Origin of the sequence: Allorhizobium pseudoryzae, assembly GCF_011046245.1 — a bacterium.
In the GTDB taxonomy this organism is placed as follows: Bacteria; Pseudomonadota; Alphaproteobacteria; order Rhizobiales; family Rhizobiaceae; genus Neorhizobium; species Neorhizobium pseudoryzae.
Genome location: NZ_CP049241.1, coordinates 1,042,967 through 1,063,824, shown reverse-complemented (window position 1 = coordinate 1,063,824; position 20,858 = coordinate 1,042,967). Strand labels below are relative to the sequence as shown.

16 protein-coding genes and 1 tRNA gene are annotated in these 20,858 nt (G+C 63.0%); 9 read left to right on the top strand and 8 right to left on the bottom strand.

Going from position 1 to position 20,858, the window contains the following annotated elements; genetic code table 11:
* Positions 1 to 97: 97 nt before the first annotated feature.
* Positions 98 to 1,462, bottom strand: coding sequence for a sigma-54-dependent transcriptional regulator (locus tag G6N78_RS05260; RefSeq protein WP_165216291.1), 1,365 nt, complete (start codon positions 1,460 to 1,462; stop codon positions 98 to 100).
* Positions 1,459 to 3,336, bottom strand: coding sequence for a sensor histidine kinase (locus G6N78_RS05255; RefSeq protein WP_165216290.1), 1,878 nt, complete (start codon positions 3,334 to 3,336; stop codon positions 1,459 to 1,461). The genes G6N78_RS05260 and G6N78_RS05255 overlap by 4 nt, the downstream gene beginning before the upstream one ends.
* Before the next feature lie 200 nt (positions 3,337 to 3,536).
* Here G6N78_RS05255 and G6N78_RS05250 point away from each other — a divergent pair, with 200 nt between their 5' ends.
* The gene (locus G6N78_RS05250; RefSeq protein ID WP_165216288.1) at positions 3,537 to 4,868 is read left to right on the top strand and encodes a dicarboxylate/amino acid:cation symporter; all 1,332 of its coding nucleotides are present in this window, start codon (positions 3,537 to 3,539) and stop codon (positions 4,866 to 4,868) included.
* 200 nt (positions 4,869 to 5,068) lie between these two features.
* On the top strand, positions 5,069 to 6,220 hold the full coding sequence (locus tag G6N78_RS05245; protein ID WP_165216287.1) for a fumarylacetoacetate hydrolase family protein: 1,152 nt from the start codon (positions 5,069 to 5,071) through the stop codon (positions 6,218 to 6,220).
* Positions 6,221 to 6,222: 2 nt separating this feature from the next.
* On the opposite strand, the gene G6N78_RS05240 is transcribed toward G6N78_RS05245, so the two are convergent.
* Positions 6,223 to 7,080, bottom strand: coding sequence for a DMT family transporter (locus tag G6N78_RS05240; RefSeq protein WP_206531632.1), 858 nt, complete (start codon positions 7,078 to 7,080; stop codon positions 6,223 to 6,225).
* Positions 7,081 to 7,287: 207 nt separating this feature from the next.
* On the opposite strand from G6N78_RS05240, the gene G6N78_RS05235 reads away from it, so the two are divergent.
* Positions 7,288 to 7,461, top strand: coding sequence for a DUF1328 domain-containing protein (locus tag G6N78_RS05235; RefSeq protein ID WP_165216285.1), 174 nt, complete (start codon positions 7,288 to 7,290; stop codon positions 7,459 to 7,461).
* Positions 7,462 to 7,639: 178 nt separating this feature from the next.
* Here G6N78_RS05235 and G6N78_RS05230 read toward each other — a convergent pair whose 3' ends face one another.
* Positions 7,640 to 8,101, bottom strand: coding sequence for an Lrp/AsnC family transcriptional regulator (locus G6N78_RS05230; RefSeq protein WP_165216284.1), 462 nt, complete (start codon positions 8,099 to 8,101; stop codon positions 7,640 to 7,642).
* Positions 8,102 to 8,232: 131 nt separating this feature from the next.
* Between G6N78_RS05230 and putA the strand changes: the two genes are divergently transcribed.
* Positions 8,233 to 11,934 (top strand): trifunctional transcriptional regulator/proline dehydrogenase/L-glutamate gamma-semialdehyde dehydrogenase, encoded by a 3,702-nt coding sequence (putA, locus tag G6N78_RS05225; RefSeq protein WP_165216282.1) that lies wholly within the window; start codon positions 8,233 to 8,235, stop codon positions 11,932 to 11,934.
* 73 nt (positions 11,935 to 12,007) lie between these two features.
* Positions 12,008 to 12,619: a DUF922 domain-containing Zn-dependent protease gene (locus G6N78_RS05220; RefSeq protein WP_234905884.1), complete on the top strand. Its 612-nt coding sequence runs from the start codon at positions 12,008 to 12,010 to the stop codon at positions 12,617 to 12,619.
* A gap of 33 nt (positions 12,620 to 12,652) precedes the next feature.
* Here G6N78_RS05220 and G6N78_RS05215 read toward each other — a convergent pair whose 3' ends face one another.
* Positions 12,653 to 13,225, bottom strand: coding sequence for a DNA-3-methyladenine glycosylase (locus G6N78_RS05215; protein ID WP_165216273.1), 573 nt, complete (start codon positions 13,223 to 13,225; stop codon positions 12,653 to 12,655).
* A 115-nt stretch (positions 13,226 to 13,340) separates the two neighbouring features.
* Between G6N78_RS05215 and G6N78_RS05210 the strand changes: the two genes are divergently transcribed.
* A complete protein-coding gene (locus G6N78_RS05210; protein ID WP_165221302.1) occupies positions 13,341 to 13,595 on the top strand; it encodes a hypothetical protein in 255 nt (84 codons plus the stop codon).
* Between the two features lie 1,078 nt (positions 13,596 to 14,673).
* On the opposite strand, the gene G6N78_RS05205 is transcribed toward G6N78_RS05210, so the two are convergent.
* Positions 14,674 to 14,749, bottom strand: a tRNA-Ala gene (locus tag G6N78_RS05205).
* 155 nt (positions 14,750 to 14,904) lie between these two features.
* Positions 14,905 to 15,291: a TIGR02300 family protein gene (locus tag G6N78_RS05200; RefSeq protein WP_165216272.1), complete on the bottom strand. Its 387-nt coding sequence runs from the start codon at positions 15,289 to 15,291 to the stop codon at positions 14,905 to 14,907.
* A gap of 217 nt (positions 15,292 to 15,508) precedes the next feature.
* On the opposite strand from G6N78_RS05200, the gene G6N78_RS05195 reads away from it, so the two are divergent.
* The 3 genes from G6N78_RS05195 (at position 15,509) to rpsA (ending at position 18,827) form a co-directional block, all read left to right on the top strand.
* Positions 15,509 to 16,228, top strand: a complete 720-nt coding sequence (locus G6N78_RS05195; RefSeq protein ID WP_165216270.1) for a carboxyvinyltransferase — start codon at positions 15,509 to 15,511, stop codon at positions 16,226 to 16,228.
* 92 nt (positions 16,229 to 16,320) lie between these two features.
* Positions 16,321 to 16,956 (top strand): (d)CMP kinase, encoded by a 636-nt coding sequence (gene cmk / locus G6N78_RS05190; protein WP_165216269.1) that lies wholly within the window; start codon positions 16,321 to 16,323, stop codon positions 16,954 to 16,956.
* Between the two features lie 167 nt (positions 16,957 to 17,123).
* On the top strand, positions 17,124 to 18,827 hold the full coding sequence (rpsA, locus tag G6N78_RS05185) for a 30S ribosomal protein S1 (protein WP_165216267.1): 1,704 nt from the start codon (positions 17,124 to 17,126) through the stop codon (positions 18,825 to 18,827).
* An 84-nt stretch (positions 18,828 to 18,911) separates the two neighbouring features.
* Here the strand turns inward: rpsA and G6N78_RS05180 are convergent, their stop codons facing one another.
* Complete coding sequence (locus tag G6N78_RS05180; RefSeq protein ID WP_165216266.1) at positions 18,912 to 20,819, bottom strand: hypothetical protein; 1,908 nt, start codon at positions 20,817 to 20,819, stop codon at positions 18,912 to 18,914.
* Positions 20,820 to 20,858: the final 39 nt, after the last annotated feature.

Genomic DNA, 20,858 nt, shown 5'->3' with positions numbered 1-20,858 from the left:
AAATGCCGTTTCCCGGAATTTGCCGCACCTCTGGCGCTGCCCATCCTAGACAACCCTGTGTGACAGGACGATATCAGGGGCCAGCCGGTGCCTCTCTCTACCCGTCGCCCCGCGTCGAAAAGGCGCCCCGCACGATCCCGTGCCGCTGCAGCTTGTCGTAGAAGGTCTTGCGTGGAATGCCGAGCGCCTCGATTGTTTTGCGCACGTCGCCGTCATGCGCCATCAGCGTCTCGCGGATGATTTTTGCCTCGATCCGTGCGATGCGGTCCGGCAGGGGCTCGCTCTCGTCTTCCCTGCCTGGGGACGGCCGACCGCCCGTCTCACCCGACGGCTCCAGTCCCAGCACGAAACGCTCGGCGAAATGCGTGAGCTCGCGCACGTTTCCCGGCCAGTCGTGGTCCGCGAGGTGGCGGGAGACCACGGATGACAACTGCGGCACCTCACGGGCAAAACGACGGGCGGCGCGCTGGGCGAAATGGCGAAAGAGCAGCGGAATGTCGTCCCGGCGCTCGCGCAGCGGCGGGATCGACAGCGTCACCACATTCAGCCGGTAATAAAGATCCTCGCGAAAATCGCCGCGCTCCGCCGGATCGCCGAGGTCCACCTTGGCAGCCGCAACGACCCTCAGATCGACCGGGCGGATCTCGTTGGTGCCGAGCGGCGTCACCTCGCGCATCTCCAGCACGCGCAGCATGTGCACCTGCGTGCCGGGTGGCATGCTTTCGATTTCATCCAGGAAGAGCGTGCCGCCGCTCGAATGCTCGATGCGCCCGACACGCCGCTTCTGCGCGCCGGTGAAGGCACCTGCCTCGTGGCCGAAGAGTTCACTTTCCATGATCTGCTCGGGCAGCGCCCCGCAGTTCAAGGCGACGAAATTGCCCTTCGTGCGCCGGCTCCAGCGATGCAAGAGGCTCGCCACCACCTCCTTGCCGGTGCCGGTCTCGCCCATCAGCAGCACATCGACATCGGTATCGGCGATCTGCCTGAGGGTGCGGCGCAGCCGCTCCATCACCGGCGTCTGGCCGATCAGGGGAAGGTCGCTGTCTTCCGTCTCGGCGGCCTTCCGAAGCGCCCGGTTTTCCAGCACCAGTGCTCTCTTTTCAGCGGCCCGGCCCACGCACTGGACAAGGCGATCAGCGGCAAACGGCTTGGTAATGAAGTCATAGGCGCCGTCCTGGATGGCCTTCACGGCCATCGGAATGTCGCCATGCCCGGTGATCAGGATCACCGGCAATTGCGGATCGATCGCCCGCACCCGATTGAAGAGTTCCAGTCCATCGATGCGCGGCATCAGCACGTCGGAGACGATCACACCCGGAAAGTCGGCGTGAATGACGGCAAGGGCCTCCACGGGCGATTCGAAGGCGGAGACGGCAAAGCCGGCGAGTTCCAGCGTCTGGCTGGTGGCGCGCAGGAGCTGACGGTCGTCGTCGATCAGGATGATGGGAAAGGGTCCGGTCATGGTTTGGCTCGCTTGAGCGTGACGGAAAAGCGGGTTCCGGTCGGGCTGCTGTCGACATCGATGGAGCCGCCGTAATCGCCGACGATGTCCTTGGCGATCACCAGGCCCAGGCCGAGCCCCGCCTCCTTGGAGGTGTTGAACGGCGTGAACAGCTGCCGCAGGACCTCCGCTTCGATGCCGGGCCCGTTGTCTTCGACGCGCAGAATGACGGTCTCCGCATCCTCGCTCGCCGAGACCCGCACATGGCCGGCGGGAAGCATTTCGATCGCCTCCAGCGCGTTCTGCAGCAGGTTGATCATCACCTGCTCCAACCGCAGGCGGTTGCCTAGGACGAAGAGCTGCGGGTCGGGATGATCGATGACAAGTGCCTCCAGCCGGCCGGCAAACCGGCTCTTCAGCAGCATCACCGCACCGGTCAGCACATCCTGTACCCGCACGGGCTTCGGCGCAGAGCGGCCCTTGCGTGCAAGCGCCTTCAGGTCTTGCGTGATGGTGCCGATCCGCTCCGTCAGTCCGGCGATCTCGCTCAGATTATCCGAGACCGGCTCCAGCTGCTGGCGGTCGAGAAAGGTCTTCGCATTGTCGGCATAGGCGCGAATGGTCGCGACCGGCTGGTTGATCTCGTGGGCTACACCGGCGGCCACCTGTCCCAGGATCGCCAGGCGGTTGGCCTGCACCAGTTCCTGCTGCACCCCCTGCAGCCGCGCTTCCGTTGACCGGTGGTCAGCGATTTCCGCCTCCAGCCGGTCGCGGGCCTGCCGAAGATCGAGCGTGCGGGCCTCGACCCTTTTCTCCAGCTCCAGGCGTGCCGCCTGTTCCGTCGCAATACGTGCCAGGACCTGCTGGCGCCGGCGGATGAGGAAAGCGATCAGGGCCAGGAACGGCGCCAGGATCAGAAGCGCGGTCATCTGCGCCTGCCGGACGGCCGCGGGCAGCGCCGGCTGGACCGGCAGGAGGAAATGCAGCGACCAGGGTGTCGAGGGAACCGGAAGGCTCACCTCGATAAACGCGTCGCGGGTGCCACCCGGCAGCGCCGTCTCGACGCGGCGTGTGTGCTCGCCCAGCCGATCGCCGGTCAGGATCGGCAGCGGCAGGAGCATTTCCTCGCCGAACTGGCGGCTGGACCTGACGCGGTTGAGGACCTCCTGCGAGGCGACCCCCAGAGACATGAACCGCCACGAAGGAATGCTGGTGATCAGCACCACGCCGTTTTCATCGGTCACGAAGGTGGGGCGCAGCGCATCCCGCCAGTCGCTTTCCAGCTGCTCGAACTCCGCCTTGACGACGACGACGCCGAGCGGCGTGCCGGTTGCATCATCCACCCGGTGGGAAATGTAGAGACCCGGCCTGCGGCTGACGTTGCCCAGGGCGAAATGTTCGGCCCGGCCATTCTGCATGGCGCCGGAAAAATAGGCGCGAAATGCGTAATCACTGCCGACGAAGCTCGACGGTTCCCGCCAGTTGCTGGCGGCAATCGCCACGCCGGTCATGTCGATGACGTAGAGCACCGAAGCCGACGTGCCGGCGACCAGGTCCTCCAGCTTGCGGTTCAACTCCCTGATCCGCGCGGCATCGGGTGCGCGCAGTGCCTCTTCCACCTCGCGATCGCGGGAGAGGATAAGCGGCAGCGAGCGCGGGCGCTCCAGGACGGCCCGCAGCAACGCCACCTTCAGGCCGGCATCCGCCCGTCCCTGTTGTTCCAGCGTCTCCAATGCGGTCCGGGTCGCGATCTGCTGTGCAAAGAAAATCGACACGGCGCCGAGCAGGAGGCCGGCACAGGCGAAGAGAAACCAGGCGCGGGCACTGCTGGTGCCCCAGGCCAGGATGCGTTTGCGGACACCCGATGGTTCGATGATCATGTCTGTATTGTGCATGAATCCGCCAGATCCGTAAACAGGAAGTGCGAAAAACCGCACACTGCGTGACGTAGGAAAAGATGCTCTGGAATATTTTTTAATGATAACAAGGACATAGTGCGTCGATTGAGTCTGGCACGGCGCTTGCGAAGCATGGGCATCATCAAATTCGCCCCGGGAGAGCCAAGGTACGGTAGGGGCGCTGGAGGATTGGACACATGGCTTTGCATATCGACGCCGACGCGCCGCGCGGCAGACTTCCGCTGTATCGTCAGCTTTACGTACAGGTTCTGGTGGCGATTGCCGCCGGCATCCTGCTGGGTCATTTCTATCCGGAGTTCGGCGCGTCGCTGAAGCCGCTGGGTGACGCCTTCATCCGCCTCGTCAAGATGATCATCGCCCCGGTGATCTTCCTGACGGTGGCAACCGGCATTGCCGGTATGTCGGACCTCAAAAAGGTCGGGCGCGTCGCCGGCAAGGCGATGATCTACTTCCTGGCCTTCTCGACGCTCGCGCTGATCGTCGGCCTGATTGTTGCCAACGTCGTCCAGCCCGGTGCCGGCATGCACATCGATCCGGCCTCGCTCGACGCGAAAGCCGTCTCGACCTATGCCACCAAGGCGCATGAGACCTCGATCACCGGCTTCCTGATGAACATCATTCCGACGACCATCGTCGGAGCCTTTGCGGAAGGTGACATTCTGCAGGTGCTGTTCTTCTCGGTCCTGTTCGGCATTTCGCTCGCGATGGTCGGTGAGCGCGGCAAGCCCGTCACCGATTTCCTCAATGCGGTCACCGCCCCGATCTTCAAGCTGGTTTCGATCCTGATGAAGGCCGCCCCGATCGGTGCCTTCGGCGCCATGGCCTTCACCATCGGCAAGTACGGCATCGGCTCGATCGCCAATCTGGCGATGCTGATCGGCACCTTCTATCTCACCTCGCTGCTCTTCGTCTTCGTGGTGCTGGGTGCTGTCGCCCGCTACAACGGCTTCTCGATCGTGGCCCTCATCCGCTACATCAAGGAAGAGCTTCTGCTGGTGCTTGGCACCTCCTCCTCGGAGGCGGCCCTGCCTGGCCTGATGCAGAAGATGGAACGCGCCGGCTGCAAGCGCTCGGTCGTCGGCCTCGTCATTCCGACAGGCTATTCCTTCAATCTGGACGGCACCAACATCTACATGACGCTGGCTGCCCTGTTCATCGCCCAGGCAACCGATATCCAGCTGTCGCTGGTCGATCAGGTTCTGCTGCTGCTGGTCGCGATGCTGAGCTCCAAGGGTGCGGCCGGTATCACCGGCGCCGGTTTCATCACGCTGGCGGCCACGCTGTCGGTCGTTCCGGCGGTGCCGGTTGCCGGCATGGCACTGATCCTCGGCATCGACCGCTTCATGTCGGAATGCCGGGCACTGACGAATTTTGTCGGCAACGCAGTTGCCACGATCGTCGTTGCCCGCTGGGAGAACGAACTGGACCAGACCAAACTGGCCGAAGCGCTGGCCGGCCGCCTGCCGGCAGAACCGTCGATTCCTGCTTCGCTGCAGCCGGCGGAATAAGCTTCCTCCCAAGGAAAGAGACTGCCCAGTCTCGAAGAAGAGGGCCGCCCGGCGATGTCGCCGCGGCGGCCCTTCCTTTTGAAACCCGCCCCCGTTCCGGCGGGTTTCCTGATTTCGGAACCGGTTTTCATCCGCAATCTTTCGTATAAAACAACGATCGGTGGCCGAGAGCGGCTGCCATTGCAGATTGGGAGAGAGACATGCGGAGTGAACACAGCCTGAAACCGGTGGACCTGTTGCCGAAGGAGGAGGCTTGCCTGGTCGGCCGCGTTTGGTCGCGCAAGGCAGAGGGGCCGTGCCTGGTCACGGTGCGCGGCGATCGTCTCTATGACCTGACCGCCTTTGGCCCGACGATGTCGCTGCTGCTGGAGCGCGCCGATCTGCTGGATGTGGTTGCCGGCGACGCGCTTGCCGATCTCGGATCGCTCGCAGATTATCTTGATGGCAGCGCAGGTGAGCTTCTGGCGCCGATTGACCTGCAGGCGGTGAAGGCGGCGGGCGTCACCTTTGCCGACAGCATGCTGGAGCGTGTCATCGAGGAACAGGCGCGCGGCGATGCCTCGCGCGCGCAGGAAATCCGAGCCCGCCTGGCACCGGTCATCGGTGATAATCTGCGGGGCCTGGTGGCCGGATCGCAGAAGGCGGCCGAAGTGAAGGCACTCCTGCAGGAGATGGGCCTCTGGTCGCAATATCTCGAAGTGGGCATCGGCCCGGATGCCGAGATCTTCACCAAATCGCAGGTGATGTCGGCGGTCGGCTGCGGTGCCAAGGTCGGCATTCACCCGATCTCGCAGTGGAACAATCCGGAGCCGGAGGTCGTGCTTGTCCTTCGCGCAGACGGAACGATCGTCGGCGCGACGCTCGGCAATGATGTGAACCTGCGCGATGTGGAGGGCCGCTCGGCACTGCTGCTCGGCAAGGCGAAGGACAACAACGCCTCCTGCGCCATCGGGCCTTTCATCCGGCTGTTCGATGGCGCTTTCAGTCTGTCGCATGTGGAAGAGCTGAAGGTCTCGCTGCTGGTGGAGGGGACCGATAGCTTCACGATGAGCGGCGAGAGCCACATGGCCGCCATCAGCCGCAAGCCGGCGGATCTGGCCGCCCAGCTTCGCAACCGCAATCATCAGTATCCGGATGGCGCGGTTCTCTTTCTCGGCACCATGTTCGCACCGGTCAAGGACAGGCGGGCGCCCGGCCAGGGCTTCACGCACGAGATCGGCGACCGGGTGGAGATCTCGACGCCGAGCCTTGGCCGTCTCGTCAACTGGGTCGATCGCAGCGATGCCTGCCCGGAATGGACGTTCGGCACCGGGGCGCTGATGAAGAATCTCGCGCAGCGCCGGTTGTTCTGACCTTATTCCGGCACGCTCGGCAGGACGCTGTCCTTCTTTTTCAACTGCTGTTCGCGGAAGAAGATGAAGAGGCCGGAGCCGACGATGAGCGCCGCGCCCACCAGCATGGTTGGGCGCGGCACCTCATCAAAGAACAGCCAGCCGAAAAACACCGCCCACAAAAGAAGCGTATATTGCAACGGTGCGACGCTCGCGGCATCGGAGATCTTGAGCGCCCGGTTCACCAGCATATGCGCGCCCATGGCGACCACGCCCAAGAGCCCGAGCAGCATCAGCTGCGCCGTTGACTGGATGGGAAGCCAGTCGAAGGGGGCGATGAACAGTCCGGCAATCGCCGCGCCCGTCAACTGGAACAGCACGAGCGCCTTGTCCGGGGTCTGGCGAAGGCTGCGGCCGGAGAGCAGCATGAAGGCGAATGCACCGGTGCCGAGGATCGAGATCAGGGCCGGCAGGGTGAACATGGCCTTTGAGGGTTCGAGCGTGATGATGACTCCGATGAAGCCGATGCCGATCGCCGTCCAGCGCCGCCAGCCGACCTTTTCGCCGAGCAGCAGCGGCGAGGCGGCCGCGACATAGATGGGGGCTGCCAGCCAGTAGGTCATCACGTCGGCCAGCGGCATGTACATGACCGCATAATAGAAGCAGAAGATTTCCGCCGTGGAGAACACCACGCGGGCCACCTGCAGGCGCGGCCGTTCCACCTGCATCAGCGGCCGGATGCCACCCTTCCACAGAAAAGGGGTAAGGATCAGCAGCGCTGCCACGCTGCGGATCAGGATGACCTGGCCAAGTCCGTAATTGGCCACCAGCCATTTGCCGATCGCATCGTTCATGGCAAACATCAGCATGCCGAGCAGCATGATCGCGGGCCCGGGGGCAAGCCCGAGAACAGGGAAGGTTCGTCGCACCAGGGATCTCCCGTTTTGTGGCTGCCGCGCGCTTGCGCATGAAGGACCGGCTTCTTCTCGTCTGCCCCAAACCTTCAAAGGCTGAAGCCGACGTGCTGACGGAACCTATAAATTCTCTGGCCGTTGAAGGGCAAGATACGCATGAAATGGAGTGCTCACATGCTCAAGGCAGCTCTGGTCTTCTTCATCATCTCGCTTGTTGCCGGTTTTCTCGGCTTCTCAGGTGTCTCCGCGGCGACGGCTGGCATCGCGCGAATTCTCTTCTTCCTCGCCATCGCGCTGTTCCTGATCTTCCTCGTCCTGGCCTTCATGGCGGGAAGCGTCCTGCTCTGACGGCAGGTGAAAAAAAAGCCCCGCCGAACGACGGGGCAATCTGGGGGAAAAGCTCACGTACGGCTGCGCGTGAGCCTTTGCATAGAGCCAGATTGCCAGGACCTCGGCGAGGCCATTTTGCCTGAAAACGGTACGATCCGCATAAAAAAGGACAGGGAGCCTGCCCAATTTAGCGGCGTCACCGCTCCTTGACCGATTGCATTGCGACAGATGTCGATGTGCTTGCGACATGCGGCAGGCTTGAGATCTTCTCGCCGAGCACCTCCCGGTAGCGGCGGATGTTCTGCGTGCGAACCTTGAGCAGATAATCGAAGCGTCCGGCGATCATGTGGCACTCCTCGATTTCCCGCACCTTGCGCACCGCCTGATTGAATTCGCTCAGCGCCTGTTCGCGCGTATCCGACAGTTTCACCTCGGTGAAGGCCACGTGGTCGAGCCCCAGCTTTTGCGGGTTGATCACGGCGCGAAAGCCCAGGATGTAACCCTCATCCATCAGCCGTTTCAGCCGCGCATTGCAGGGCGTCTTCGAAAGACCGATCTTGGAGGCGAGTTCGGTGACGGAAATTCGTCCGTTTTCCGCGACTTCATCGAGGATCTTGATGTCGAACAGGTCAAGATGTCCTGCTTTGCTGGTATCCAAAGGGAATTCCTCCAAAGAACGATCGAACTGCAGGTTCGTTAGCGCAGACAGGTGCTAAAATAAAGACTGATGAGAAATCCAGGATGCGGTAGAATTCAATCACCGTCCACTCCCTCTTCGAGGCTTGTCTCATGACCCCGCAAGGCGCGCCGTCCCCGGCAGAACTGCAGAACCCGGTCCGTCCCTTTGAAAACTTCGCCGACCCATCCGGAGAGGCCTCAAACTTGAGGCGGGCCATCACATCGGCCTACCGGCGGCCGGAAGCCCAGTGCCTTGCGCCGCTTTTGGACGCGGCAACGGTGAGCGGGCCGGAGAAGGAAGCGATACGTGCGACGGCGCGCCAGCTGGTTATCGCTCTCCGCGCCAAGCCGAAGGGAGCAGGCGTCGAAGGCCTGGTGCATGAGTATTCGCTGTCCAGCCAGGAGGGCGTGGCGCTGATGTGCCTTGCCGAGGCGCTTTTGCGCATTCCGGATACCGCCACCCGCGACGCCCTCATTCGCGACAAGATCTCGACCGGAGACTGGAAATCGCATCTCGGCAGCGGGCGCTCGCTCTTCGTCAACGCCGCCACCTGGGGCCTTGTTGTGACCGGCAGACTGACGGCGACGGTGAACGACCGCAGTCTTGCCTCCGCGCTCACCCGCTTGATCGCCCGCTGCGGCGAACCGGTCGTGCGCCGCGGTGTCGATATGGCCATGCGGATGATGGGGGAACAGTTCGTTACCGGCGAAACCATCGACGAGGCGCTCTCCCGCGCCCGTGAGATGGAGGCGAAGGGCTTTGGGTATTCCTATGACATGTTGGGTGAGGCAGCGACGACGGCAGACGACGCCAAGCGCTACTTCCGCGACTACGAGACGGCGATCCATGCCATCGGGCGCGCGGCCGCCGGTCGCGGGGTCTATGCCGGTCCCGGCATCTCGATCAAGCTGTCGGCGCTCCATCCGCGCTATGCGCGCGCCCAGCGCCAGCGGGTGATGGATGAGCTTCTGCCCCGCGTGACCGCGCTGGCAAAGCTTGCAAAGACCTATGACATCGGCCTCAACATCGATGCGGAAGAGGCCGACCGGCTCGAACTTTCGCTCGATCTCCTAGAGGCGCTGTGCCTCGATCCGGATCTTGCCGGCTGGAACGGCATCGGCTTCGTGGTGCAGGCCTATGGCAAGCGCTGCCCCTTCGTTTTGGACTATATCATCGATCTCGCCGAACGATCCGGCCATCGCATCATGGTGCGGCTGGTGAAGGGCGCCTATTGGGATGCCGAGATCAAGCGTGCCCAGCTGGAGGGGCTGGACGATTTTCCGGTCTTCACCCGCAAGGTCCACACGGATGTTTCCTACATCGCCTGCGCGCGCAAGCTGCTTGGCCGGCGCGATGCCGTCTTCCCGCAGTTTGCCACGCATAACGCTCAGACGCTGGCCGCGATCTATCAGCTCGCCGGGCGGGAATTCGAACTCGGCTCTTACGAATTCCAGTGCCTGCACGGCATGGGCGAGCCGCTCTACGAGGAGGTGGTGGGTGAGGCGAAGCTTCAGCGCCCGTGCCGGATCTATGCGCCGGTCGGCACGCATGAGACGCTGCTTGCCTATCTCGTGCGCCGGCTGCTGGAAAACGGCGCCAATTCCTCCTTCGTCAACCGAATTGGCGATGCGACGGTCCCGGTCGATGATCTGACGGCCGATCCGGTCGATGTGGTGCGTGCCATGGCGCAACCCGGATCGAAACACGACAGGATTGCTCGCCCGGTCGATCTGTTCGGCGCCGGGCGGCGCAACTCGAAGGGGCTCGACCTCAGCAACGAAGCGGTACTGGCCGATCTTGCCGGGGACTTTTTGGCCAGCGCGGACGAATCCTGGCGCGCCGAACCGCTTCTGGCCTTCGATGCTCCGATGGGACCGGCGCAGACGGTGACAAACCCGGCCGACCACCGCGACAGCGTCGGGGCGGTCATTGTTGCGACGGTGGAGGTGGCCGAACAGGCGGTGCGAGCTGCATCCAACGCCGTGTCCACGTGGAGCGCCCTTGCGGCGCCCGCACGGGCCGCCTGCCTAGAGCGCGCGGCGGATCTGATGGAGGCGCGGATCGGCGTGCTGATGGGCCTCATCATGCGCGAAGCCGGAAAATCCGCGCCGAACGCGATTGCCGAAGTGCGCGAGGCGGTTGATTTCCTGCGCTATTACGCCGAGCAGGCAAAGCGCAGCCTGGGGCCGGCGCACCGCCCGCTCGGGCCGATCCTCTGTATCAGCCCGTGGAATTTCCCGCTCGCCATCTTCACCGGACAGGTGGCGGCAGCTCTGGTGGCCGGCAACCCGGTGCTGGCGAAGCCTGCCGAAGAGACGCCGCTGATCGCAGCGGAAGCCGTTCGCATCCTGCATGAGGCCGGTGTGCCGCGAGACGCGCTGCAGCTTCTTTCGGGCGACGGGCGGATCGGCGCGGCCCTGGTCGGAGCGGCAGAGACCGCGGGCGTGATGTTCACCGGCTCGACGGAGGTGGCGCGCCTGATCCAGAGGCAGCTTGCGGGCCGCCTGTCCGCTTCGGGCAGACCGCTTCCGCTGATCGCCGAAACCGGCGGCCAGAACGCCATGATCGTCGACTCCTCGGCCCTTGCGGAACAGGTGGTGGCCGACGTGATTGCCTCCGCCTTCGACAGCGCCGGCCAGCGGTGTTCGGCTCTGCGCGTGCTCTGCCTGCAGGAGGAGGTGGCGGATCGGGTTCTCACCATGCTGAAGGGCGCGCTGGCGGAACTATCCATCGGCCGCACCGACCGGCTGAGCACCGACATCGGCCCGGTGATCACCGAGGAGGCCAAAGGCACGATCGAGAGCCATATTGCCCGCATGCGCGAGCTTGGCCGGCCGATCCACCAGGCAGCGCTTCCCGAAGATTGCGGCTTCGGTACCTTTGTCGTCCCCACTATCATCGAACTGGCATCGCTGAAGGAGCTGCAGCGCGAGGTGTTTGGCCCCGTCCTGCATGTCATCCGCTATCGGCGAAAAGACCTCGACCGGCTGATCGAGGACATCAATGCCACCGGCTACGGACTGACCTTCGGCCTGCATACGCGTCTCGATGAAACCATCGCCCATGTGCTGAGCCGGATCAGGGTCGGCAATCGCTATGTGAACCGCAATGTCATCGGCGCCGTCGTCGGTGTGCAGCCGTTCGGCGGGCGCGGCCTCTCGGGAACCGGCCCGAAGGCGGGCGGGCCGCTTTATCTCGGCCGCCTGGTGGAGACACCGCCGGAGCCGCCGCAGCTGAGTTCGGTTCACCTCGATCCGGCGCTGACACGCTTTGCCCGCTTCCTCGATGACCGGCAGCAGCCGGAGATGGCAGAACTGGCGCATGTCATCGGCAGCCACTCGGCCCTCGGCCTGGAGCTGGAACTGACGGGACCGGTCGGCGAGAAAAATCTTTATGCCCTGCATCCGCGCGGCTCGATCCTGCTCGTGCCGCAGACAGAGAAAGGCCTGATGAACCAGCTGGCCTGCGTGCTCGCCACCGGCAATACGGCTTCTGTCGCGGCATCGCCCTCGGTTGAGGCGCGGCTTGACAGCCTGCCGACCGATCTTCTCGCCCGTATCCGCGTGACCCGCGATTGGGAGAGCGACGGCCCGTTTGCCGGTGCGCTGATCGAAGGAGAGGGCGAGGTGGTGACACAGGCTCTGCAGCGGCTGGCCGATCTGCCGGGGCCGCTTGTGCTTCCCCAATCCGCGCCGTCGGATGCCATGGGGCGGCCGGATGCCTATTGCCTGCACTGGCTGCTGGAAGAGGTATCGACCTCCATCAACACGGCGGCTGCCGGCGGAAATGCCAGCCTGATGACGATCGGCTGACCTCTTGCCAGTCCATCCCTGCCCCCTATGATGCGCCGCCGGCACGTGACCGGCGGTGTCAGAAGGAAACGGGATGAGGCAGGACTTGGGCGGTAGGATCGTGTGGTTGACGATGGTGGCGCTGGTGCTGGCCGTCCCCGTTGGTGCGAATGCCAGGGACTGGCAGCCGATCGAGCAGATCAAGACCTACGCCATCACCGGCCGGACGGGCGCCGAACTCTACGACGCAATCGGCGCGCGCGCGCCTCAGGCGGGCGGCGGGCTCGCCATTGCCCATACCAGCTTCAAGCTCACCTGGACCCGAATTTATACGCCCCAGGGAGGTGCCTGCGCCATCACCGTGGCGAAGCCGAAGGTCATCATCACCTACACCCTGCCGAAGCCGGCCAACACACTGAGCCCGGATGTCGCGGCAAGCTGGGCGCGCTTCATTGCCGGCGTCGAGAAACACGAGCGGGTGCACGGACGCTTCATCCAGGAGCTCGTGCAGCAGATCCAGGATTTCAGCCTCGGGCTTCGGGTGGAGAACGATCCCTCCTGCCAGAAGATCCGGCAGGTGCTGACGGCACGCCTCGGCGAACTCTCCAAGGCCGAGCGGGCCAAGAATGTCGAGTTCGACCGGGTGGAACTCAGCCCCGGCGGCAATGTGCATCAGCTGATCCTCGCGCTGGTCAACGGACCCTGAGGAACGGGCAGCTCAGATCGATCGCCTGAAACTCTAGCGGAACCGCTTGCTGAGATAGGCCGAGCCCTTGAGGCCGAATCGCCACGGACGCTCGACCGCCTTGGTAATGCCGATGCGCGGGCCGCAGAGGGTGTCTGGAACGCTGTGGCGCAGGGTGAGGGAAAACGGCGGCTCCAGAAGCGAGGCGCCGTCCTCAGCCAGGCTGATGCCGAGCGCCTGTGCCAGCCGCCCGGGCCCGGCGCAGAGCAGCACCGGGTTTTCCAGCCTGCGGCGTGCCCGCATCGTGTCGATCCCCGTCACCGGCTCCAGCGCCCGGATGAGAACAGCGCTTCCCGGCCGGCAGACAAAGTTCAGGCACCAGTGAATGCCGTAGGAGCGGTAGACATAGGCATGTGCAGGCGGGCCGAACATGGCGCGGTTGCGCGCGCTTTCGCCGCGAAAGCTGTGCGAGGCGGGATCCTCCGGCCGATAGGCCTCCGTCTCGACGATCAGTCCGCCGACGCCCTCCACCGTCAAGGTTGCGCCGATCAGTTCCTGCGCCACCGTCAAGGCGTCGCGATCGAAGAAGGCCGTCAGTTCAAGGGTGCTGTCAAACGCGGTTCTCATCCACCTTAATCTCGACCGGGTGTGCGTGCTTGGCAAGGGGTCGTCCACTGTCAATGAGAGCGTCATGGCGGCGAAGACCTTGCCAGCCGGCGGTCAAGCCTCTACCTCTCCCGCTATGGCAGCACGCGACCGATATTCCCGAAAACTCGAATGCCCCCAGTGCGGACACTCAGGCTTTGCCGAGGTCTCCGAGGACGACGACCCGCGCCGCAAGGACCCGGGCTTTCAGATCGACGAGATGCCGAAGGGGTTCGCGACAGAATTCGCCGCGCGGGATCCGAGAAAATACATGCTGCGCTGCCAGTGCGGCCACAAGTTCCGATTCGAGAGCAAAAGTGTTTATGCGCCGGGTGGGGAACCGAGGCGGTAGCATCGTCGAAAACGCTTCCGCGTCCGAATCTCAACTAGACTTGAGAGGAAGAAGACGCTGGACGGAAACTAAGTCTCAATGCGATAGACATCAGACTCTATAGCGTAATGGCATTTAAACCGTCAAAAACTTCAGGTCGTCGTTAAACGGCTTCTCTCTTTACGGTGCGACCTGAAGCTGTCAACAAGAACAAAAATTGAACCCTCCTAGAATCGTCATAGAAGGCCACTGAAGCGATTTGTGCCTCGCTGCGGTTAGGAGAAATTCAAGCGGCCATGCGCGCTGGTGGTCAAATAAACGGGGATTGTGCGGCGTTTTAGTTGTTAGCCGCTTGTCGACTCTACTGGAACCTAGTATTCATCGATTAGTTTTTGCTGGTCCACGCTTATGCGGCACCCCTAAGTGTGCGGGGATGGTGAAGCTTCGTCGCATAAAGTGGCGAAGGGCTGGCGAGAGCGAGTCCTCCTGGCTCTCATACGAGTATAGGAGGCGGGTATGAGAATTTCATGCCCTGCATTCAAGCCGGTATCGGTTATCCAATACCGGAGGTTCCGTCTGGGCCAATGGGAGACTGTCTGCTCTCATTGCCGCCGCTGGCCGCGCTCCAACGCACCAGTTGCGTAACCCAGACGTACCATGTCGAAGCATAAGAAAAGCTCCCATTTCGGTGGGGGCCTTTTTTCATCCTGCGATTAACAGGATGATGATTTGTAAGCTATTGATTCGCGTTTGACAAGCGAATCTGGATAGGTTGTCCGACGCAAAATCTTAGTTTATTCAATGAGATTCATGAAAAATCATTAAAAACAATAGCTTAGAATTTGCGCACTGCCCGTACAGTAAAAGATGCGCGCAGTCAAGGCTGTCGATTTGTGAATAGTGGGGAGAAGTGGCTCGCCCTTTGCGTCTGAGTTTAGATCATCAGATTCCCGGGGAGACAGCAATGCAAGAAGGTGACGCTCGAGTATTAACTTGCAACGAAAAGGGACTAAGTGTTTGATCGAAACGCGAACAAGGAAGAGCGGAGATCCGCGTATTCGTAAGAGCTTAGTCTTGTACGTTACTGCCTAGAAAATTTTGGTGGAGCTAAGCGGGATCGAACCGCTGACCTCTTGCATGCCATGCAAGCGCTCTCCCAGCTGAGCTATAGCCCCATCAGGGTACCGGGCATTTTCCGGTTCCGGGAACCCCGTCCGAAGCAGTGCTTCCGTCGGGGTGGCGGCTTAATACGTCCGGTCGTTTCGGAGTGCAAGCCTAAAAATGATAGGCCCGGCGATTTTTTCGTCCGGGCCCGAATTCTTGAGGAAAATCAGACCTCGTCTTCGTCGCCGCCGACGCCGATAATGCCGGTGACATCGTCATCGTCATCGTCTTCGTCCGCCTCGAGGAAGGTGTCGTCATCGTCGCCGTCGATTTCGACGTCGTCATCGCCGATATCCGGAATGTCGTCGCCCGATGCCGCATCGTCGCCCTCTTCGAGCGAGACGAGTTCAACATCCGGGTTTTCGGTATCGACTTCCGCGACTTCCTCTTCCTCGGCCTGTTCCATCTTCATCTGGGCCGTGTTCTCCTCGAAGAAGGAGAGCGGCCAGGACTTGCCCGTGTAGGGCGACACAACCGGATCGCGGTTGAGGTCGTAGAATTTCTTGCCCGTATCCGGGTCGGTGCGCTTGGTACCAAGTTCCGCTTTTGCCACTTTAGATGCCCCGTGCAAATGGCCGATTGTCTCGGCGTTGCCGCGTGCGCGGCGCTCACAAAAATATTAGCCGGTCCCCTTAATCCTTGTGGATTGGCATGTCAAAGACAAACTTGGGCGGGAAAGCCTTGCAATTCCAGAGTTTCCCGTCGATGACCGCGAAGGCGGTGCACGTCGGGGCAGCGCAGGCGCGGATCAGGTGGTGGTCAGGGGATCGATGTCGCAACAGGCAGAGCCGGGAAACGAAGCTGCAGCGGGGGCTGGCTCCTCGCGCCTGTCCGCCAGTCGGACCGTCGATGATCTCTTCGCGGTCGCGGCCCTGCTGCTGATGGCGGTTGCGACGGGCAGAAGCCGGCTGTCGGGTGCACATCCGTCGAAGGAGGTGAAGGCCGCTGTCGCTGCCGCAAGGGCGTTCGGCGCAACGGTTGAACTGGCGCCCGATGTCATTATCGTCTCCGGCCTCGGCACCGGCGTGCTGCTGGAACCGGTCCAGCCCGTCGATCTCTCGGGCGCGCCGCTCACCGCCGCGCTGCTGACGGGGCTTCTATCCTCGCATGATGTTCCCGTGACCCTCATGGGGGAGGGCGTGGCGGATCTGTCGGACCTGTTCCTGCCGATCGGCCTGCAGGTCGAGGCGAAGAGCCATGCGCGGGTATCGCTGCGCGGCTCGAACATGCCACCGCCGCGAGAGTGGCAGGTGGAGGTGGGTGATTTGGTGAAGGTGCTCACCATTCTTCTGTCTGCGGTGAACACACCCGGTCTGACCGGGATCGCACAGGAAGGCAGGTGCGATCCCCGCATCGCAAGGCTCTTCCAACGCTTCGGTGCCGGTGTCGCGGTGGCAGAGACTGGGCAGGGCGGGGTGATGCTCAGCATCACCGGACGCCAACCGCTGACGGCGTCCCTGATCGAGATCACCGCTCTCGTCGCCGTTTGATCTGCTGCGGACCGGGTCTGGCCTGTCGCGCCGGTAGCCAGGATGGCGGTTTTCCGTTACATCGCCGGCAAACCTTCATGCGGGAGCGCTTCATGGGCTTTATCATTGCTATCGACGGCCCCGCCGCTGCGGGCAAGGGCACCCTGTCGCGGACGATTGCGGACACCTACGGTTTCCAGCATCTCGATACGGGCCTGACCTATCGTGCCACGGCCAAGGCGCTGCTCGATCTGGGGCTGCCGTTGGACGACGAGGCCGTGGCGGAAAAGACCGCACTGGCGATCGATCTGGCCGGGCTCGATCGTTCGGTTCTGGCGCGCCATGAGATCGGCGAGGCCGCCTCGAAGATCGCCGTGATGCCGGCGGTGCGCCGGGCGCTGGTGGAGGCGCAGCGTGCATTTTCCCGCCGCGATCCCGGAACTGTGCTGGATGGTCGCGATATCGGTACCGTGGTCTGCCCGGATGCCGCCGTGAAGCTCTATGTGACGGCCTCGCCCGAGGTGCGGGCAAGACGGCGTTACGACGAGATCATCGGCAATGGCGGCACGGCCGATCTCGCAGCCATTTTCGAGGACGTGAAGACGCGCGACGAACGCGATATGGGCCGGGCCGACAGCCCCTTGAAACCGGCGGTCGATGCGCACTTGCTTGATACATCGGAAATGAGTATAGAGGCCGCATTTCAAGCGGCGAAGACCATTATCGACGCGGCCTTGAACAGGAATTGACGATTGGCCGGCACTCCCGGCTGATCACCGTCAGACGAATAACTTGAAGACCTGGTCCCCGCGCCGGATTGCCCTCGAAGTGTGTAGGGCGGGCTTGATCTTTGGGTATGAACAACACCAACCCCCGGCGCATCGCGTGTCCAGACTGGGCACGATCAGGAGATTTCATGTCAGTAGCAAACCCCACGCGGGAAGATTTCGCGGCCCTCCTCGAAGAATCTTTCGCCTCTCACGATCTTGCCGAAGGCTATGTGGCCAAGGGCACGGTCACGGCGATCGAAAAGGACGTTGCCGTCATCGACGTAGGCCTCAAGGTTGAAGGTCGCGTACCGCTGAAGGAATTCGGCGCCAAGGGCAAGGACGGCTCGCTCAAGGTCGGCGACGAAGTTGAAGTGTATGTCGAGCGCATCGAAAACGCTCTCGGCGAAGCTGTTCTGTCGCGCGAAAAGGCTCGCCGCGAAGAAAGCTGGATCAAGCTCGAAGCCAAGTTCGAAGCTGGCGAGCGCGTTGAAGGTGTCATCTTCAATCAGGTCAAGGGCGGCTTCACGGTTGACCTCGACGGCGCCGTTGCCTTCCTGCCGCGTAGCCAGGTCGACATCCGTCCGATCCGCGACGTGACCCCGCTGATGCACAACCCGCAGCCCTTCGAAATCCTCAAGATGGACAAGCGTCGCGGCAACATCGTTGTATCGCGCCGTACCGTTCTGGAAGAGTCGCGTGCCGAGCAGCGTTCTGAAATCGTTCAGAACCTCGAAGAAGGCCAGGTTGTTGACGGCGTCGTCAAGAATATCACCGATTACGGTGCGTTCGTTGACCTCGGCGGCATCGACGGCCTGCTGCACGTCACCGACATGGCATGGCGCCGTGTGAACCATCCGTCGGAAATCCTGAACATCGGCCAGCAGGTCAAGGTTCAGATCATCCGCATCAACCAGGAAACCCATCGTATCTCGCTCGGCATGAAGCAGCTCGAGTCGGATCCGTGGGATGGCATCTCCGCCAAGTACCCGGTTGGCAAGAAGATCTCCGGTACCGTCACCAACATCACCGATTACGGTGCATTCGTTGAGCTGGAGCCGGGCATCGAAGGCCTCATCCACATCTCCGAAATGTCCTGGACGAAGAAGAACGTTCACCCCGGCAAGATCCTGTCCACGAGCCAGGAAGTTGACGTGGTCGTTCTCGAAGTCGATCCGTCCAAGCGCCGCATCTCGCTCGGCCTCAAGCAGACGCTTGAAAACCCGTGGCAGGCATTCGCTTACAGCCATCCGGCTGGCACGGAAGTCGAAGGCGAAGTCAAGAACAAGACTGAATTCGGTCTGTTCATCGGCCTCGAAGGCGACGTTGACGGCATGGTTCACCTGTCGGATCTCGACTGGAACCGTCCGGGCGAGCAGGTCATCGAAGAATTCAACAAGGGCGACGTCGTTCGCGCTGTTGTTCTCGATGTGGACGTCGAGAAGGAGCGTATCTCGCTCGGCATCAAGCAGCTCGGCCGTGACACGGTCGGTGAAGCTGCCCAGGCCGGTGACCTGCGCAAGAACGCTGTCGTTTCGTGCGAAGTCATCGCCGTCAACGACGGTGGCATCGAAGTCCGTCTCGTCAACCACGAAGACATCACCTCGTTCATCCGCCGCGGCGACCTGTCCCGCGATCGCGACGAACAGCGTCCGGAGCGTTTCTCGGTCGGTCAGACGGTTGATGCCCGCGTTGTCAACTTCTCCAAGAAGGACCGCAAGGTCATGCTGTCGATCAAGGCTCTCGAGATCGCAGAAGAGAAGGAAGCCGTTGCTCAGTTCGGTTCGTCCGACTCGGGTGCATCGCTCGGCGATATCCTGGGCGCCGCTCTGAAGGGCCGCAGCAACGACTAATCCGCGTTGCCTTTGCTGAAATGAAAAGCCCGCCGGACCTCGTCCGGCGGGTTTTCTGTTGGGTCCGAGCTGGCGTTTGCCTGGCTACCAGGCAGCGAGGCGCTGGTAGAAATCCTGCGCTTCGCCCTGGCGGTCGCCCGAAAGATGGGCCGTGGGCGCCTGATTGCGGTTACTGGCGGCTGTCGTCCTGTCCGGATGCGTTTGCGCGATGTCCGCCGCAGACAGCTCATCGTCCGCGCGGCCTTCGTCTCCGGCCTCTTCCTGCCCGTTCTCGTTTGCCTGGTCCTCCCGACCGCGGCCCTGCCGGCGGCGGCCGGAACGGCCATCCTCGTTGACCGCTTCCACGGCACGCACAAGATCACCACTGTCCTTGGCGGCGGGGGAGGCAATCGGGTAGGGCACAAAAGCCGGTACGAAAGCCGTGGCCATCGTGGTGTGCATCGCTGCGGGGGGAAGAAGGCCGTCCGGCCGATGGACGGCCTGCTCGGCCATCACACCGGGCGCCTGCACAGCCGCCTCAGGGGAAGGATTGCCGATGGCCACGGCGCCCGTGGCTTCCGCCTGCACCGATACCGACGTGCCGGCCGCCCGCATCTGCGCATCAAGCACTGTGGAATTGGCGCCTTCATTCGGCACGCCCTGCGGTGCGACACCACCGGGCAGAACGGCATTCAGCGCTGATGACGCCGGTTGGGCCGGATTGGAGGATGCCGTTGCTGCAGGCGATGCGACGGATGCCGGCGAAGCCTGCGCGGTGGCCTTGAGGCCGAAGGAAAACTCATCGGCGAAACTGTCGCCTGCAAAGATCGACGCGTAACGGTCGATTGTCCGAGCGGCAACCGGCTCCATCATCGCCGCAGCCGGTTTGCCTGCGGACGGGAGAAGAACGGCGGTATTCGTCGCTGTGCGCAGGGACCCGGCGGCGGCTGGCACCCGCTGCGACCCTTGGCGCGCAAGGGCGGGCCCATCATAGGTCACGTCGTCGCGCGCTGACGGGAGAGGCTCGAGCGTCCGCGCCGCCGTCCTGTCTGCCCGTGCAGGTTCCGCGACCTCTGCTTTCGGCATCGGCATGGCCGTGAGGTGGTTCTCCACGCCCCCTGCACGCACCGGTACAACCGGAACGCTTGGCCCACCACTGTTCTGGCCGCGGATCTCACCGGAGATCTGCTGTTGCGCGCCAGGCATCGCAACAAATTCCAGCGCTGCCGCCTGCTGTTGATAAGCCTGGCTGCTGCCTGCCACGAGAGCAACGGCTCCGGGTTGCCCGGGCTTGGCGGTGAGCGCCTGCGGAGATGCCTCGGCATCGAACAGCGCTGCGGTCCCATCGGAATGGTGAGCGGCCGGCAAAAGGCCGGGCGATTGTGACGGAGCCGTCAGCCCCGGGGGTACGGCCTGAGCCGCCTTCGGTGCGAGGGCCGCAGGAGGTGTGCCACCGTTGGTGGCCAGGAACGGCCGATTCGGGGGGCCGATTAGGCCACCCGATCCGTCGTTCTGCCGATAGGACGTCACGACGAGCTTGGTGACCGGATCGCGTTCCGCCGCAGCGTCGGTCTCCAGCTGCAGGGAGAGCCTGGTCGCCTCCGGCCCGAAAGGGTTCTTCAGAATGTCGACGAGCAGGCGCAGCGTCACGCCCTTGAAGAGCTGCATCAGGACCCTTTGCAGCGCAACCCGCTCGGCAGGCGGCAGGGCGGCGATCGTCTCGGCCAGGCGGTCGGCATAGTCGTTGAGGGTTTCGCCCTCGTGGCGGGCCAGTTTCAGCACACTGCCCACGGCTTCCGCAACGGAGGACAGGCCCTGCGCCAGCTGCAACTGGCCGGACAGCGAGAGCACATCGCGCCGGTCGCTGTCAAAGGCGGCGGGAGAGGTCAGGGGACCGCTGGCAGCGTCACCGCGCGGTTGGCCGATCTGGACGCGACTGGGGGTCGGCAGGTATGGCGACTGATTGAACTGGCTGAGCGCAGTGTCTGAAAGGGCAACGACAGGCGGCAACATGGCAATGCTCCACGCGGTCTCGGTTGAAAAGGACAGACC